This window comes from Sphingopyxis sp. 550A (assembly GCF_053569535.1).
On the sequence record NZ_CM131615.1, the window covers coordinates 1,255,322 to 1,271,070 of the forward strand.

15 protein-coding genes and 1 tRNA gene are annotated in these 15,749 nt (G+C 63.2%); 10 read left to right on the forward strand and 6 right to left on the reverse strand.

Annotation, left to right across the window (positions count from 1 at the left end; all coding sequences use genetic code 11):
- The first annotated feature begins 54 nt into the window (after positions 1-54).
- The 3 genes from ACVENA_RS06010 to ACVENA_RS06020 all read left to right on the forward strand — a co-directional run bounded on the left by ACVENA_RS06010 (position 55) and on the right by ACVENA_RS06020 (position 5,266).
- The gene (locus ACVENA_RS06010) at positions 55-2,004 is read left to right on the forward strand and encodes a hypothetical protein (RefSeq protein ID WP_449328030.1); all 1,950 of its coding nucleotides are present in this window, start codon (positions 55-57) and stop codon (positions 2,002-2,004) included.
- Between the two features lie 434 nt (positions 2,005-2,438).
- Positions 2,439-4,214, forward strand: coding sequence for a ParB/RepB/Spo0J family partition protein (locus tag ACVENA_RS06015; RefSeq protein WP_449328031.1), 1,776 nt, complete (start codon positions 2,439-2,441; stop codon positions 4,212-4,214).
- Positions 4,215-4,942: 728 nt separating this feature from the next.
- Positions 4,943-5,266, forward strand: a complete 324-nt coding sequence (locus tag ACVENA_RS06020; protein WP_058802012.1) for a DUF736 domain-containing protein — start codon at positions 4,943-4,945, stop codon at positions 5,264-5,266.
- A 56-nt stretch (positions 5,267-5,322) separates the two neighbouring features.
- On the opposite strand, the gene ACVENA_RS06025 is transcribed toward ACVENA_RS06020, so the two are convergent.
- Complete coding sequence (locus tag ACVENA_RS06025) at positions 5,323-5,544, reverse strand: helix-turn-helix transcriptional regulator (protein WP_449328032.1); 222 nt, start codon at positions 5,542-5,544, stop codon at positions 5,323-5,325.
- Positions 5,545-6,082: 538 nt separating this feature from the next.
- Between ACVENA_RS06025 and ACVENA_RS06030 the strand changes: the two genes are divergently transcribed.
- The 4 genes from ACVENA_RS06030 (at position 6,083) to ACVENA_RS06045 (ending at position 8,673) form a co-directional block, all read left to right on the forward strand.
- Entirely contained in the window at positions 6,083-6,976 is an 894-nt protein-coding gene (locus ACVENA_RS06030) for an ArdC family protein (RefSeq protein WP_449328033.1), read from the forward strand.
- Positions 6,973-7,221, forward strand: a complete 249-nt coding sequence (locus ACVENA_RS06035; RefSeq protein WP_449328034.1) for a sigma factor-like helix-turn-helix DNA-binding protein — start codon at positions 6,973-6,975, stop codon at positions 7,219-7,221. Before ACVENA_RS06030 ends, ACVENA_RS06035 begins: the two co-directional genes overlap by 4 nt.
- A 61-nt stretch (positions 7,222-7,282) precedes the next feature.
- On the forward strand, positions 7,283-8,209 hold the full coding sequence (locus ACVENA_RS06040) for a nucleotidyltransferase (protein WP_449328035.1): 927 nt from the start codon (positions 7,283-7,285) through the stop codon (positions 8,207-8,209).
- Positions 8,210-8,226: 17 nt separating this feature from the next.
- Positions 8,227-8,673 carry a MucR family transcriptional regulator gene (locus ACVENA_RS06045; RefSeq protein WP_449328036.1) on the forward strand — a complete coding sequence of 149 codons (447 nt, stop codon included), beginning with the start codon at positions 8,227-8,229 and terminating at the stop codon, positions 8,671-8,673.
- Between the two features lie 4 nt (positions 8,674-8,677).
- Here ACVENA_RS06045 and ACVENA_RS06050 read toward each other — a convergent pair whose 3' ends face one another.
- From ACVENA_RS06050 to ACVENA_RS06060, 3 genes are read right to left on the reverse strand one after another with little or no spacing between them, the layout of a single operon-like run.
- Positions 8,678-8,845, reverse strand: a complete 168-nt coding sequence (locus ACVENA_RS06050) for a DUF6771 family protein (RefSeq protein WP_449328037.1) — start codon at positions 8,843-8,845, stop codon at positions 8,678-8,680.
- Positions 8,835-9,083: a conjugal transfer protein TraD gene (locus ACVENA_RS06055; RefSeq protein ID WP_449328038.1), complete on the reverse strand. Its 249-nt coding sequence runs from the start codon at positions 9,081-9,083 to the stop codon at positions 8,835-8,837. The genes ACVENA_RS06050 and ACVENA_RS06055 overlap by 11 nt, the downstream gene beginning before the upstream one ends.
- Before the next feature lie 16 nt (positions 9,084-9,099).
- Complete coding sequence (locus ACVENA_RS06060; protein WP_449328039.1) at positions 9,100-9,423, reverse strand: conjugal transfer protein TraD; 324 nt, start codon at positions 9,421-9,423, stop codon at positions 9,100-9,102.
- A gap of 173 nt (positions 9,424-9,596) precedes the next feature.
- Here ACVENA_RS06060 and traA point away from each other — a divergent pair, with 173 nt between their 5' ends.
- The 3 genes from traA (at position 9,597) to ACVENA_RS06075 (ending at position 13,331) form a co-directional block, all read left to right on the forward strand.
- Positions 9,597-12,581 carry a Ti-type conjugative transfer relaxase TraA gene (gene traA, locus ACVENA_RS06065; RefSeq protein WP_449328040.1) on the forward strand — a complete coding sequence of 995 codons (2,985 nt, stop codon included), beginning with the start codon at positions 9,597-9,599 and terminating at the stop codon, positions 12,579-12,581.
- 9 nt (positions 12,582-12,590) lie between these two features.
- Positions 12,591-13,049 carry a DUF6118 family protein gene (locus ACVENA_RS06070; RefSeq protein WP_449328041.1) on the forward strand — a complete coding sequence of 153 codons (459 nt, stop codon included), beginning with the start codon at positions 12,591-12,593 and terminating at the stop codon, positions 13,047-13,049.
- A gap of 211 nt (positions 13,050-13,260) precedes the next feature.
- Positions 13,261-13,331, forward strand: a tRNA-Ser gene (locus tag ACVENA_RS06075).
- A gap of 273 nt (positions 13,332-13,604) precedes the next feature.
- Here the strand turns inward: ACVENA_RS06075 and ACVENA_RS06080 are convergent.
- Entirely contained in the window at positions 13,605-14,348 is a 744-nt protein-coding gene (locus ACVENA_RS06080; protein ID WP_449328042.1) for a Fic family protein, read from the reverse strand.
- Positions 14,329-15,735 (reverse strand): hypothetical protein, encoded by a 1,407-nt coding sequence (locus tag ACVENA_RS06085; protein WP_449328043.1) that lies wholly within the window; start codon positions 15,733-15,735, stop codon positions 14,329-14,331. Before ACVENA_RS06085 ends, ACVENA_RS06080 begins: the two co-directional genes overlap by 20 nt.
- Positions 15,736-15,749 lie beyond the last annotated feature (14 nt).

Sequence of the window (15,749 nt, forward strand, 5' to 3'; positions counted from 1 at the left end):
GGAAGCTTCTGCCATCGGGCGCCGCCCTACACCGAATGCAGGAGTTTATTGAAAGTGCCCACCATTTTGGCGGAACGCCCGCTGCTCGCTCCCATAGCCGAGAGCGCGGACCTCGCTGGCCATCCGAAAAAGAAGCGCGGCCCGAAACCGAAGGTGATTGTCGAATTTCCCGAGGCGTCTGGAGAAGAATGGGTCGATCCACCCTCCTTTCCCGAAGCGCTTGCGTTGCACATGCGCCGGCACGGAGATAGCTGCAATCATCTCCACCGCGCCATTATCGGCCCGGACGACAAGACCGATCGCAAGACGATCCAGACGTGGGCGACCGGCGTTAAGGCGCCGGGCACGATCGAAAGCCTCTCGGTCCTGAGCAGAATCGAGCGCCGCTATCGTCTGCCCGAGGGCTATTTTCAGGCGAAACTCGATCGGACCGGGCGCGCCACCGCGCGGCCCGCCATCGCGGCGCTTACGGCTTCCGAGAGGCGGAAACTCGCCTGGCACCTTCCGGGCGATTTCTCGAAACGGCCCAAACGCGAGCGCGAGGAAATACTGGCGTGGGTGCGTTCGGTCATCATCGAGGGCGCGACAGAGTATCGCCGCTTTCAGCGAGAAGCGACGCAGCAGCGCTTCTCACTCCGATTCTCGAACACGGCATCGGTCGATGCCGGTGCGACCGACGGGAGCATGGCTGGCTGCCGCGATGCGCCCTCCCAACTGCAGACTGAAGTCCATAGTCTTATCGCATTCAAAACCTCGACCCTCGCGCCGTCAGGCCTGCTTCGCCAAGGCATGTGGGGCGAGGAAACGGCGTCGCAGAAATTGGAACATCTCGGACTTATGTTCGGTGCTCTATGCTCGCCGCCGGATGGTGATGTTCGCGGATTTGGCGTTCCCGCCGATCGACTGTGTCTCGCGATGCTGCTCTTCCCGTCGGTCTGGGACTGGTATCTCCATTGGCGCGAGGAGCGCCGCGGCTTCTATACGAGCTGGGAGGTCAATATGCTCGACTTCGCGCTCTCGCTTGCGCGCGAAAAGACGGGTTGGATGCGGCAGCACCCAGACCTTGCGGACGCCCTGCAACCGGTCGATGAGCTGATTTCCGCAGGTGAGGTCGACGAAGCTTGTAGGGATTGGGATGCTGACTGCGACCGCTTCATCATCTACGCCCTGAACCGGAAGAAGGATGTTCAGCGCGTCGCGAAGGTCCATCGTGATCCGTTCGAACCGATATTGCCCATCCTCGAAGCCGAGAGCCCGGTCGGCGAATATCGCAAGATCACCGAGGAGATACTGGCGCGGATGCCGAGCGCGCGGCGTCATCCGAAGGCTGCGGCGGAAGCGGTCCGCGCCTTTCTGATGCTGCGCTTTGGCTTGCATCTTGGTCTTCGGCAGAAGAATCTCCGACAGCTTCGATTCTGTGTTCGAGGCGGGCGGCACAGCAGCGAGAAGCAACTCGAGAACCTGAGATGCGGGGAGCTTCGATGGAATGATCTATCGGGCGGCTGGGAGGTCTTCATTCCCGCCGTTGCGTTCAAAAATGCGTCGTCGTCCTTTTTCGGCCGGAAGCCTTATCGGTTGCTTCTGCCCGATCTCGGGCGGCTCTACGAGTTCATCGATCTGTATCTCCGGCGCGACCGGCAGATCCTGCTCGGCGGTGCCGAGGATCCAAAGACCTTCTTTGTGAAATCGGCCAAGCTGACGACGAAGGATGCCGCATATAGTCAGGTCGGATTCTATGATGCCTGGCGGCTGGCGATCCAGCGCTATGGCATCTTTAATCCCTATACCGGCCAAGGAGCCATCAAGGGTCTGCTCCCGCACGGTCCGCACAATGTTCGCGATGTTTTGGCGACGCACGTTCTCAAGAAGACCGGCTCATACGAGCAGGCGGGCTATGCCATTCAGGACAGCCCGGAAATCGTCGCGAAACATTATGGCCGGTTCTTCCCGCACGACAAATCGGCATTGGCGGCAGTGGTGCTCAACGAGGCGTGGGAGAGCTGAGCCGGCGGTAGATTGAGCTCGGCCTCAATTGAGCGCACACTGGCGTCGGCAGGCGCCGCCAGAGGTCGCGCTTTTGCATGGTTGGCCGCGCAGCGCTCTTGGCTCGCTGGTCTTGGTGGGGCGGCGGCTTAAGCACAGCTGCGCGCGCACGCCGCCCCGCCTGCGGCTTCGCCAAGGGCGCGTCTGTTGTCCGATGTTGGCGCCGCGCTGACCGCACGGCGGCGTTGCTGTTGGGCCGGCCACGGACAGCGTGTCGTTCGGCGCACGGCTATGGGACCGCTCGGCCGGTGCGCAAACCTGCGCTGCGCTTCGGCTCCTCCTCTTCGTTGCGGCCCTTCGGGTGCGCGCCGTCCTTTGGCGCGGTCCCGTCGCCTTTTCTCGCCGCCCGCCCCGCCGTCCGGGGTCGGGTGTGGTTGAAGAGAAGGAAGAACGTCATGAAGCTGGATTTCATCGATATGGGCAATCTGTCCATTGCAGCCGCCAACATGCGCGGGAAGGGGAAAGACCCCGACGTTGCAGACCTTATGCCGAGCATTCGCGCGCGCGGGGTGCTTGTGCCGCTGCTCGTTCGGCCCAATTGTTCCGAAGGCCGTTATGAGATCGTCGCGGGGCGTCGGCGATTTAACGCTGTGGGCGCAGTAGCGCGCGAGGGTGGCACGGTCCGGCCCATCCCCTGCGCCATTCTCGACGAGGGCGATGATGCCGATGCTCTCGAAGCGTCAATGCTCGAAAATCTCGCGCGGGTGCAGCCCGATGAGGTCAGCCAGTGGGAAGCATTCGTCGCGCTCGTGAAGGCGGGTCGCTCGGTCGAGGAGGTCGCTGACAGCTTCGGGTTCGAGCCGCGCGCGGTGAAACGCATCCTTGCGCTCGGCAATCTGCTTCCCCGCATCCGCACCCTCTATCGCGGCGGCGAAATCGATGCGGGCACGGTTCGCCATCTCACCCTGGCATCGAAGAGCCAGCAGAAGGCGTGGCTCGCGCTGTTCGCCGATGAAGGAGCTTATTGCCCGACCGGCCATCAACTCAAGGCATGGCTCTTCGGCGGCACGGCCATTGCGGTGAAGCACGCGCTCTTCGATGTCGAGGAAGCGAAGCTCGCCATCGTGTCGGACCTGTTCGGCGAGGTCAGTTTCTTCGCCGATGCCGATGCTTTCTGGTCGGCGCAGATGGCCGCTGTCGAGGCGCGCAAGGTTGACTATCTCGAAGCGGGATGGTCCGATGTCGTCGTGATGCCGCGCGGCGACTGGTTCCGGTCATGGGATTATGCCCATGCGGGCAAGCGCAAGGGCGGTCGCATCTATGTCGAGGTGCGCGAGAGCGGCGAAGTGACCTTCCACGAAGGCTTCGTTACATCGAAGGAAGCGAAGCGGCTTTCGGGCGGCGGCGGGGATGGCGGGGACGATGCTGTGATCGCAAAGCCGGTTCGTCCCGAAGTGTCGGGTCCGCTCAATGCCTATATCGATCTTCATCGCCATGCGGCGGTGCGCGCCGATCTGGCGGAGCAGGGCGGGGTCGCGCTGCGGGCAATGCTCGCGCATGTGATCGCGGGGGCGGACCTGTGGCGCGTTGATGTCGAGAGCCAGCGCGCGCCAAAGGAAGATATTGCCGAGAGCGTCGAGAGCTGCTCTGCCGAGGCGGCATTCGACCTCAAGCGCCGCGCGGTGCTGGCGGTGCTCGGGTTCGATCCGGAAACCCCCACCGTCACCGGAAGGCCGCTGCACCGTCCCCCTTTTGCGCCGCTGTTCGCGCGGCTGCTCGAACTCCCCGATCCGGTGGTGATGGAGATTGTGGCGATCGTCATGGGCGAGACGCTGCAGGCGGGAAGCGAGGCGGTGGAGATGATCGGCCTCCATCTCGGCACCGACATGCGCCAGCACTGGCAAGCGGACGCGGCCTTCTTCGACCAGCTTCGCGACCGCGAAGTGCTGCTCGCCATCGTCGGAGAGGTTGCGGGACCGGAGGTTGCGGCGGCGAATGCGGGCGAAAAAGGCAAGGCGCTGAAAGCAATCATCGCCGATAGCCTTGCTGGCGAAAATGGCCGCGCCAAAGCCGAGCCGTGGGTGCCGCAGTGGATGGCGATCCCGCCGTCGGCCTACAGCACGCGCGGTGGGGTCGGCAGCGTCAAATCGGCGCGGCGGGTCGCGCATGAGCTTGCGGTTCCCGCAGCGCCTGAACCCGATGCCGAGGACGAGCAGCCTTTGGCAGCGTGAAAATATGGCGGGCGGCTATGGTCGCCCGCCATATTTTTCCCGGGCGCAAAATGACGCGCCGGCCTTTGGGGCTGGCGCGGCGCTTCTGATTTTGGCGCGCCGCCGCCGCAAGCGGCGCCGTCGCGCGGTTCAGCCAAAGAAAGAGGCGGCGCGAAGTTGCCTTCGCGCCGCCTCAAACGAAGGATTATCTATCCATCGCCCCCACCGTCGATAGCTTGCCGGGGGCGCTAATCGCCAAGCCACACGGAAGTTGGCGAGCCCGATAATATCGGCTGGCCCACCTGAATTGTACGAAAGCGCCAAATCGCATGCCGTGGGCATGATTTTCTTTCTTAGCGGAGTGGGCCGACGTGATCGCGGATCGCTGCCTCCTACTCGGCTGTTTCCTTGGCCACGACGGAACGCTGGAAGATCGCTTTTCCCACTCAAGTTTCCGTATTTAATCGTTCATGCCGATAGCTCGTGACCACTCCATGTGTTCTGCAGGACCATCCCGGCGACGGGCGAGATGACCTGCACCGGCGCGGCATCCCGCGAAAGTGCGGCGGCGCAATTATTTCCCCGCCGGCTCTGCCGGCTCCTCGCGGCCGCTTCGCTTCAAATAATCGCGCCGCCGCACTCCTCCGCTGCGCTGCGGCCCTGACGGGTTCGCGGCATGCCTCATGCGCCGGTTCCTGGTCCGCCCATGCCGCAGGGATGGTCCCGCGGCTCATTCAAGGAGACGACCAATGGCAGCAATCGGCTTTGTGAACGGCACCATCGACACAGGTTTCGTGGGCCAGCTCAAGACTCTCTCGATCCGGGCCGCGATCGAGATCCGCACCAACCGCTCGAAGAGCGGCGACGTTCAGCCCGACTACCGGGTCTGGTCCGAGGGCGTCGAAATCGGTGCCGGCTGGATCCGCGTCGGTCAGGTTTCGGGCGAACCCTATGTGTCGCTGAGCCTCGCCGCTCCCGAGTTCGGGCCGCGCCGCCTCTATGCGAACCTCGGCCGCGCCGCCGGTCAGGACGGCGAGGACGGTTACGCCCTTATCTGGAACCCCGCCGACTGAGGCGAGCTTCCACCCCGCGCCGCTCTCGCGGCGCGGGGCTTTGCCGTGCCTGGATTTCAGGCGAGATCGCTCGGGATATCGGCGACGGTAAAGCTCATCGGGTTGCGGAGCCAGATATCGACCGCGCCCGCGCGCCAGCCGCAGGCGCGCGAGCCCGTGTTGCGTTGTGGCGGGAATGTACCGGCGGCGATCTTGCGGTAGATGGTGGCGCGGCTGAGGCCGGTCAGGTCGAGGACCTCGGGCAGGCGCATCAGGCGCAAGGGGGACTGCGATACCATGATTTGCTTCTCCTATTCTTGAGGGTCTTTGCGTCGACGCGAGACAGAGAAGGGGATGCAAAGGGCTGGCGTCAACCCGTTGGAAATCTGCGGTTCGTCCGGGATGTACTCCCCTGCACTCGGACGTACTCCAGCGGACTCCAGAGACCTCTGTAGATACCGAAAATAATTCGTCTCAGATCGTCTCGCCGCGGAGCCCGATCGGGAAATGTGACCGCCGGGAGCGGTCGCGATCGCGAATGACGCGCCGCAAGGCGGCGCGAGCGTCGGGTGATTCGCATCGGGGAGGGCGCCTTTGGCGCACATGCGGTCGCCGCGCGAGCGGCGGCGTTTGTTATCCCGGCACGGCGGGGGCAAAGGTGGGCGTCACTCGCCTCTAGCCCCGCCCGGCCGGGCCGCAACCCGCGTCGCGGGTCCTCCATTTCATTGCGGTCCTGCGGATGCAGCCCGCCCGATGATGCGGGTCTGCCGGCTCCTTCCTGCCGCCCACCTCCGCCCCCTTCCGGGCCGGGGTGCGGTGGCTGGAAGGAGAAAAGATATGCGCAAGGAAAGGATCGAACGGGCGAGCCTCTATTCGGAGGTCACGAACAGGATTATCGCGGAGCTCGAAGAGGGGAGGCTGCCATGGGTGCAGCCGTGGGATAACGCAGCTTGCGGATGCACGATGCCGCAGAACGCCGGAACCGCCCGCAAATACGGCGGCATCAATGTGCTAATCCTGTGGGCCGAGGTTGTCGCCAAGGGCTATGCGTCGCAGCGCTGGCTCACCTACCGGCAGGCCGAGGCGGCGGGCGGCAATGTCCGGCGCGGCGAGAAGGGCACGGTCATCTGCTATGCCGACCGCTTCACGCCAAAGGCGGAAGCCGAAGCCGCGCGCGGCGAGGACCGCGAGGCGCGGCAGGTGGCGTTCCTCAAGCGCTTTGTCGTGTTCAATGTCGATCAATGCGAGGGACTGCCCGAGGCCTATATCACGCCGATGGTCAGTCCCGATCCGGTGATTGCCATCGGCGCGGCCGATGCGCTGATCGCCGCGAGCGGCGCGCGCTTCCAGATTGGCGGCGGTGAAGCCTTTTACAGCCCGAGCCATGACTTTGTGGCTGTGCCGCCGCAGGCTGCGTTTCATGAGCCGATCAACTGGTATCGGACGGCGCTGCATGAGCTTGGTCATTGGACCGGTCACGGCAGCCGTCTGGACCGCGACCAGCAGGGCGGGTTCGGATCGGGCAGCTACGCGAAGGAGGAACTTGTCGCCGAGATGGCGTCGGCGTTCACCTGTGCGTCGCTCGGCATCGCGCCGACCGTTCGTCATTCCGACTACATCGCGTCATGGCTGTCGGTGCTGCGCGGCGACGAGAGGGCAATCTTCCGTGCCGCCAGTCAGGCGAGCAGGGCGGCGGACTTCCTTTTGGCCTTTGCGGGAGCGGACCAATGAGCGCGCGCATAAGCCGCGAGGACCGGCTGCGTCTCTGGCGCGCCGAGCGCGCCGTCGACCGGATGGAGGAAATGGATCGCAAGGTCTTCCTCGCCATCCGTGTCGAGGAACTGAGCTATTCGGAAATCGCACAGCGATTCGGCATCACCGTCGCCGATGTCGAATGGCATTTTGCCGGAAGCCTTCGCGTCCTCATGGTCGCAATGGACGAAAAGGATCCATGGTGGTGGCGTTTCCGGCTTTGAGGACGGCGCGAAGGCCGGATGGCGCTTGCCATCCGGCCTTCGCAATTACAGGGTGATAACAATGAGAACCGATCTCGATCATCTGCCCGCAAACAAGCAGCGCGAACTTGAGCGCGTGAAGCAGATCATCTTCGAGGAATTTGCCGACAGCATCGCGCTCGCGACGATGGGCTGGAAGAAGAAGGGTCGGATCGACAAGATCATCCTTTACGGCAGTTATGCGCGTGGCGGCTGGGTCGACGAACCGCATACCGCGAAAGGCTATAGGTCGGACTTCGATCTGTTGATTATCGTCACCGACAAGCGGCTGACCGACAAGGTCGACGTCTGGTCGAAACTTGATGACCGATTGGCCCGCGAGCTTTTGATCGACCAGACGCTCAAGACGCCGGTGAACTTCATCGTCCATACCCTGCAGGAAGTGAACGACGGCCTCGCGCATGGGCGCTACTTTTTCATTGACGTCGCGCGCGACGGGATCGCGCTCTACGAGAGCGACGACAAGGAATTGCACCAGCCGAAGCCGAAGACGCCCGAGCAGGCGCTGGTTATGGCGCAGGAGTATTTTGACGAGTGGATGCCACTCGCTGCCAGTGCCCAAAAGGGATTTCATTTCTTCATTTCGCAGAACGAACACAGGGACGCGGCGTTCATTCTACATCAGGCGGCCGAGCGCCTTTATCACTGCGTTCTTTTGGTCTGCACCTTCTACACGCCGCACGTTCACAACCTCGGCTTTCTACGGACGCAGGCCGAGCGCATCGACATGCGCCTCGTCGATGCCTGGCCCCGCGAATTGAAAGCCGACCGCTCGCGTTTCGAAAAGCTCAAGGAAGCCTATGTGAAGGCGCGCTATTCGAAGCATTATAAAATCACCGAAGAAGAGCTTGTCTGGCTTGGCGAGCGCGTTGAAGAATTGGGCCGCGCGGTTCATGTCGTTTGTTTGGAACGGATCGCGCTGCTAGAGGCGCGGATGAAGATTCGTTAGGCTTCAAAGGACATCCCATGGAAGATTCCGAAACGCTGGTCACGCTGACCGCCGATATTGTCGCCGCGCATGTCAGCAACAACAGCGTCGCGATTTCCGACATTCCGCTCGTGATCCGTTCGGTGCACGAAGCGCTAGCCGGTCTGTCTTCGACGGCGGAGCCCGAGCCTCAGCCTGAACCGCAAAAGCCAGCCGTGTCGGTCCGCGCATCGGTGAAACCGGATTACATTGTCTGTCTGGAAGACGGCAAGAAGCTCACCATGATGCGCCGTTACCTGATGACGAAGTTCGGCATGACGCCTGACGACTACCGCGCAAAGTGGAACCTGCCGAAGGATTATCCGATGGTCGCGCCCAACTATGCCGAGAAGCGCCGCGTGCTCGCCAAGCAGATCGGGCTTGGCAGCAAGGGGCGCGGCGGCGGCCGCAAGCCCGCTACGAGCGGCCGCGCCAAAGCCAAATAACCAATCAGGCCTGCGGTTCGCCGGTCCTGTTCAAGGCATCGGCGATCATGGCGGCGAGCGTCTCTTCGGCCTGCGTGCGGGCCGCCTGATCGGTCGAGCACAGATCGCGGCGAACCCACTGCGGCGCGCGTTCGACCGTCTGCAAGATGATGGCGGTGCTCCTATCGGTCATCGGCGCGCCATATCGCTGTCGCAGGCGGCTGCAAATCCCCATCCGTAAAGGCGCGCCGCCCCCGGCGGCGCCATAGCAGCAATTGCTGTTCGCGCGCCTCGCCGCGTAGCATCGCGGCGGCCTCGACGAGCAACCCGAGGATCACGGCGCGATTGTCGCCGGTCAGCTCGACGAGGTCGGCTTTGGCGACGAGGCCGCCCAGCTCGATCAGCTGGCGCGTGCGCTCGCGGCGCTTCACCTGCCACGCGCGCGTGTCATGCCGCGCCCGCTTCGCCTGCAGGCGGTTGCGTGCTTGCCACGCCCGGCGATGTGCCGCCCGCGTTGCGGCCAGCGCCGCCGCGAGCGCGGGCGCCGTCACCGCGAAAGAAGCTTGCGCCGCGCTTGCGCCACGCCTCCTTCCGCGCAGCGTCTGCGCCGACAGCATCCATCAGCGCACCGGCGAGCTGTTCGATCGACAGCGCATCGGCGCCCGTTGCTATAACCAGCTCGCCGAGCTGGCCTTGCTTCTTCGTCTTGAGCGCCTTGGCCTTGTCGGTGAGCGCCTGGAGTTCGGCATCGAAATCACGCGGTTTGCGCATCGTCTGTCCTTCCATGTTAATGGGATCGGACGAACCAGCTATGCCGAGTCTCAACGTCGTTCAAGTAGCTGAAATCTCGTGAGAAGCTGTGATCCCGAGCGCGATGAAATAGTGTGAGGGCGCGCTTATACGTCGTGCCGACGTGCTCGTTTTGCCCTAAATAAGTAGCCGTCATGGCGATCTATCATTTCTCGGCAAAAGTCATTTCGCGTGCTGTCGGCAGCAGCGCGGTCGCTGCCGCAGCCTATCGTTCGGCCGACCGGCTGCACGACGAGCGGCTTGGTCGCAGCCATGACTTCTCGAATAAGGCGGGCGTCGTTCACAGCGAGGTGATGCTGCCCGAGGGCGCTGACGAACAGTGGCGCGATAGGGAACGGCTCTGGAACGATGTCGAGGCGGCCGAGCTCCGCAAGGACGCGCAGCTTTCCCGTGAAGTCGAGTTCGCCATTCCCAGAGAGATGACCCAGGAACAGGGCGTCGCGCTGGCTCGTGATTTTGTACAAGCCGAGTTCGTCGACCGCGGCATGATCGCCGATCTTAATGTCCATTGGGACATCGGCGCCGACGGCCTCGCGAAGCCGCACGCGCATGTCATGCTGACAATGCGCGAGATCAAGATCGGCGAGGATGGCAGCGCCGAGTTCGGCGCGAAAGTGCGCGACTGGAACCGCACCGAACTGCTGACCCATTGGCGCGAAGCCTGGGCGGAGCATGTCAACGAGCGTCTTGCGGCACTCGACATCGACGCGCGCGTCGATCATCGCACCTTGGAAGCGCAGGGGATCGACCTCGAGCCGCAGCACAAGATCGGCCCCGCGGCGTCGCGCATGGCGGCCGAAGGGCTCGATTCTGATCGGCTCGCCGAGCATATCGAGATCGCGCGGTCGAACGGCGAGAAGATTCTCGCCGATCCCGGCATCGCGCTCGACGCGATCACGCACCGGCAGGCGACGTTCACCAACCGCGACCTCGCCATGTTCGTGCACCGGCACAGCGACGGCAAGGAGCAGTTCGATGCCGTGATGTCGGCGGTCAAAACCTCTCCCGATCTCATCGCGCTTGGCAAAGATGGACGCGGCGAGGACCGGTTCACGTCGCGGTCGATGCTGGAGACCGAGCAGCGGCTCGAGCACGCCACCGCCACCCTCGACGTGCGGCGTAATCATGCTGTCGCCGACCGCCATCGCGAACGGGCGCTGGAGCGTGCGCTCGATCGTGGTTTGGAGTTGTCGCCGGAACAGCGCGGCGCGTTTGAGCATGTGACGAGTTCGCGCGGGATCAGCAACGTCGTCGGCTATGCCGGGGCCGGCAAGAGCGCGATGCTCGGCGTCGCCCGCGAGGCTTGGGAGGCGGCGGGCTATCAGGTGCAGGGCGCCGCGCTGTCAGGCATTGCCGCGGAAGGCCTCGAACACGGCTCGGGCATCGCGTCGCGCACGCTCGCCAGCCTCGAACATCAATGGGCGAATGATCGCGAGTTGCTCAGCGACAAACATATCCTCGTCATCGACGAGGCGGGGATGGTCGGCACGCGCCAGCTCGAACGCGTCGTATCCGAGGCGGAGAAGCAGGGCGCGAAGGTCGTTCTCGTCGGCGACCCTGAACAGCTGCAGGCGATTGAGGCCGGCGCGGCGTTCCGCGCCGCGGCCGAACGTCATGGTGCCGTCGAGATCACGGACATCCGCCGCCAGCAGGAGGACTGGCAGCGCGAGGCTACGCGCGAGCTCGCGACCGGACGGACCGGCGAGGCGATCGGGCGCTACGCCGAGGCGGGGTTTGTCCACGTCGCCGACACGCGCGACGCTGCTCGCACGGAGCTTGTCGATGCGTGGGATCGCGACCGGCAGGCTCATCCCGATGCCAGCCGCATCATCCTGACCCACACCAATGACGAGGTCCGTGAGCTCAACGAGGCGGTGCGCGAGCGGCTGAAAGCGGGCGGGGCGCTAGGCAATGAGGTCGTGCTCAATGTCGAGCGCGGCGAGCGGAGCTTCGCATCGGGCGACCGCATCATGTTCCTCAAGAATGAGCGCGACCTCGGCGTCAAGAACGGGTCGCTCGGTAGCGTCGACAGCGTCAGTCCTGCGCGTATGGCGGTTACGCTCGACGACGGTCGACGCGTGGCGTTCGATCTGAAGGACTATGCCCATGTCGACCATGGCTATGCGGCGACCATCCACAAGGCGCAGGGCATGACCGTCGATCGCGTGCAGTTGCTCGCGACGCCGGGCATGGATCGGCACGGTGTTTATGTCGCCATGTCGCGGCATCGCGAGGCGGTCGACGTCCATTATGGCAAGGATGACTTCGCCAGCCAGTCGAAACTGGTGCGCACGCTCGGCCGCGAGCGTGGAAAGGACATGGCGAGCGATTACAAGGTGGCGGAGGCGACGAAGGTCGCTGAGCCCAAGCGCAGCATGTTCGACGGGCTGAAGCTCACTGTCTCGCGCGAGCCGCTGCGGGAGGAGGCGCCGAAGCTGCGGCGAACCGTCGGGCTGTCGGACGTCCGCGTCGGCGCCCGCGCCCTCGATACGGCCGCGGCCCCGTCGGCGCTCGACAAGGCGGTCGAGCGCTTTGCGCGGGTGACGAAGGAGATCGTCGATGTCCGGCGCGCCGGCGGGAAGGAACTGCCGCACGAGCTCGATGCATACAGGAAGGCCCGGCAGGATCTCGATGCGCTTCGGCCTGGCGGCGCGCGCGATCTGCGCGAAGCGTTCGGGAAAAGCTACAACCTCGCCAGCGAGGCAGCGGCAGGGCGGACCGCCGGCGCGATCGCGGCGATGGACAGCGCGGTCGCGGCCCGGGCCGCCGAACGTGCGGCTGAGCGCGCGGCCGCCGAGCGCGCGGCGCGCGAGCAGGTGCGGCAGGCGGCCGCGGCAAAGCAACTGGCTGCCGAAGTCGAGAAGCGGGCCGAGCTGTTCGTCGCCTCGTGGAAGAAGGAGAGCGCGCAGGCGCGGAAGGCACCAACCTATGCTGCGCGCGACGAGGCGCGTGCGAACCTCAACGACATGGTGAAGAGCCTGCACCGCGACCCGCAGCTCGAGTCGCTGCTGCAGAATCGCCGCGCCCAGCTGGGTTTAGACGCTGTGAGAGGGAAAACGCTGTCTCACGACCTCCAGCAGTATCTCGGGCGTGGACGCGGCATGGGTATCTCGATGTAAGCTGCTGCCATGACCCAGAAACCTGTCCGCACCCCGCCCGCCGCCGACGCCGCCAAGGCCTTCGAAGAGCTGCGCCGTGAAATCTCCCTGCAGCGAACCGCGATCCAAGGCCTCACATCGGCGAAGGAAAAGCTTCCCGACTATTTGCCTACCTTGCGCGATATCGCCTCTCGTCTCGGCCAGATTGAGGAGCAGATCGAAGGCATCAACCAGAAGCCGGCGATGCAGCTCACGCCGCAAACGATCACCGTGGAAATACACGAAGCATTGATGGGCTTCCGAGCTGATGACTCCAAAACTCTGGGGGAGGCTCGCGATACGTTGGCGCGCACGCTTGGCCGCGTCGAGGGCATGATCAAGCAGCGCCGCTCGACCGACGAGCAGAACTGGTGGGTTACTTGGGCGGGAACTGGCGGGTTATTATGTGGCGCATTCCTGGCGCTCGTCGGCGTGGTTCTGTCGACCTAGATCCTGCGCCGAAGGTTGAAGGAGGGGGCGGCTTCGCGCCCGATGTCGGCCGTTCCGGTCCTGATGACTCTGTGCCCGAAAGCGGTCATTCGATCGCAACAAGGATATCGACAGATCCGGGCCTCATGTCAGCCATTGCGGCTGACATGCTGCTTTCCGAATGCGATTATTCATTAGAGGCAGCACGAGGAGTCCGCTTGGATGTTCGCTTAAGCCCATATTTTGCTGATGGTGCACATCAGATTCCTCATCTGGGGGACGTGGGTTCGAATCCCGCCGGGTTCACCTTCTTTTCAATAACCTAGCAGCGAAAGCTCTCGGAATTGCCATTCCGGCGGTTCCCACCATTTTCCGCGAATTTTCGTGCATTCCGTGGACCGCTGGGAGCTCCGTGCAACAAAATTGGAATAAAAGTTGGTGTGATTTTGTTGGAACAAGCTGCACCTGCCATAGGGGCGACGCCGATCAAGATTGGAGTTTGCAAAGACAGAGACCGATCAGCTGCGTGATATGCAGATCGACCGTTTTGCACCTCTGACAACAACGTGATCGCCGTTAGGGATATGGTGACTCGTCGAGTAGATTGGCACGGGGTGTCTGAAATGGCCCGTCGAGGAAAAAGCCAAGATACTCACCGACGAGCGCCAGTTCGCCATTTTCCTCGCCAGTTGGTGATCGCGTGAACAACTCCAGCGCCGTGGCCAACAAGCGATCATATGGTCGGGGGTGAATGGCAAACCGCGAAGACAGCGGAAATCCGAATTCGACAGCTATAGCGGCGAAAATAGCCCGTTGGACATGCCCGTTTCCGTCGAGGAAGGGATGGATTTTACCGAACCAGCAAAAGACATAGCTGAGTCCCAGCAGCTTCTCATGATCGCTTGCTGCATCGTTCAGCCATTGGGTCAGATGATCGAGAAGATCTTTCATCCCGTCAGCAACTTCGTTTGGCGGGATGAAAAGATAGGTTTCGCCCTCGTTGAGCTGGCTCACTGCTTCTATCTTCCGATGCTCCAAACTCGTGCCTTTGGTGCCCCGATAAGTGCCGGCATATTCGGGATGCGCTGGCGGCGTAAAATCCGAGAACAAGTCTTTGTGAAGGTCGCGTGGGTTGGCAAGGATAGACTGTCTCATCGTTCGGTCGTCGCGGATCACCTGCAAGAGCGAATCGCAGCGGGCTTGCATGCGTGCATCAAAGCCCTCGGTGTCATGCGCCTGCCAAGTAAGGGGAGGCGTCACGAGGTACGTTGTTTCGGTTGGTGGACGTTCGAACAAGCGGTCACGGAAGCTCGAACTCATAATCTGTAGTCAGCATGAGCATGCCTTTTTCGATCGTTCGCCATACCAAGCGCAGGTCGCGCAAATCCTCGGGCTTGAATTTGTCACGATGAGGATGGTGTGACCGCGCGCGCAGGCGCCCAGCCTCGTCGACGAGTTCGGCCAAAAGCTCGGGATCCTCGAAAGCGATCGAGAAAATATCGGCAAAATGCTCATCGTGGCACATGATCATGCGGTAGTGCGCATAGTCGGCATGTTCGAGCGGATCGCCACCCCTGTTCGCCGCGCGGCCAATCAGCGTGTTGCATCCGCACAGGGGAAGCCTTTCGCGCTGCCAATCATCCCCGTAGGCGTCGGCCATCGCGCCATCGATAATATCGCGAAGGACCAGCTCATAGCTGTGCACGAGTGATTTCGCCTTCTTGACGTGGCGTTCTTCCCTGTTGCCGGCGAGGCGTCTGCGCATTCGCTGGCGCTTCTCGGACGCCGACAGCATCCGCATTCGTGGCCAGCGTGCGATCCAGAGACCCGAGGCGTCGAGAAACGCGCGGTAAACCCCGAGGGTGCCGATGTTCGGCATGCTCGCGGACGAAAAGGCCCGGAAAGCGTGCATCATCTCGCGGTCGACAAATGAAGCCGTAGAGAGCGCATCCGACATCGCAGCGCTGCGCGCGAAAGCGCCGAGTGCGGCGTCGTCAGTTATGACGTGACGGGAATTGAACAGGCTCATCCTGATCGCCAGCGACGCGACCGAAGGCTGGAACTTCGAAAGCGCATCGGGGAGCGCCATCGAGCGCGCCAACTCGGCCGCTGAGGCAAACGGCGAAGCCAGCGGATGCTCGATGACATCGCGGATCGAACGCATCTTCTCGCTGCCGAAGAAGCCGAGTGTTGCCTTCACGGTATCGATATCGAACCGCCCCATGACGGCTTTCATCGATTCGCTGTCGAATTGACCCATGAGTGCCCTGGCCGAAGCACTGTCGAAGGCCCCTTTGAGCGCCATCGTCGCGGCGCTATCATAGTCGCCCCGGATCATACGCATCGTTGGCGTATCGAAATCGCCGCGAATGATCTTCATCGTCGCGCTGTCAAACTGTCCGAGGACGGCGCGCATGGCGGGGCTGTCAATCTGTCCCCGGGCGATCTTCGCAAGCGAGGATGAGCCGATGGTGTCCTCGATCATGGCGGCGCGCGTCAACTGCTCGGCACGCTGCATCTCCTGCAACTGTGCGGCGGCGGTCTCGTTCCCGAAAACAGCGGTCGCCGAGGCGACGGCCCGCTGCGCCTCTATGGCCGACCGGACCGCCGGCGAGTTCGCGAGCCGGAGCTGATCGACAACCGATTGCGGCAGATCGGATAGTCCGCTCGCGTGAGCGCCGGCTGCTGAAATATCCTTCAAGTCCATTGCGTCAAATCCTG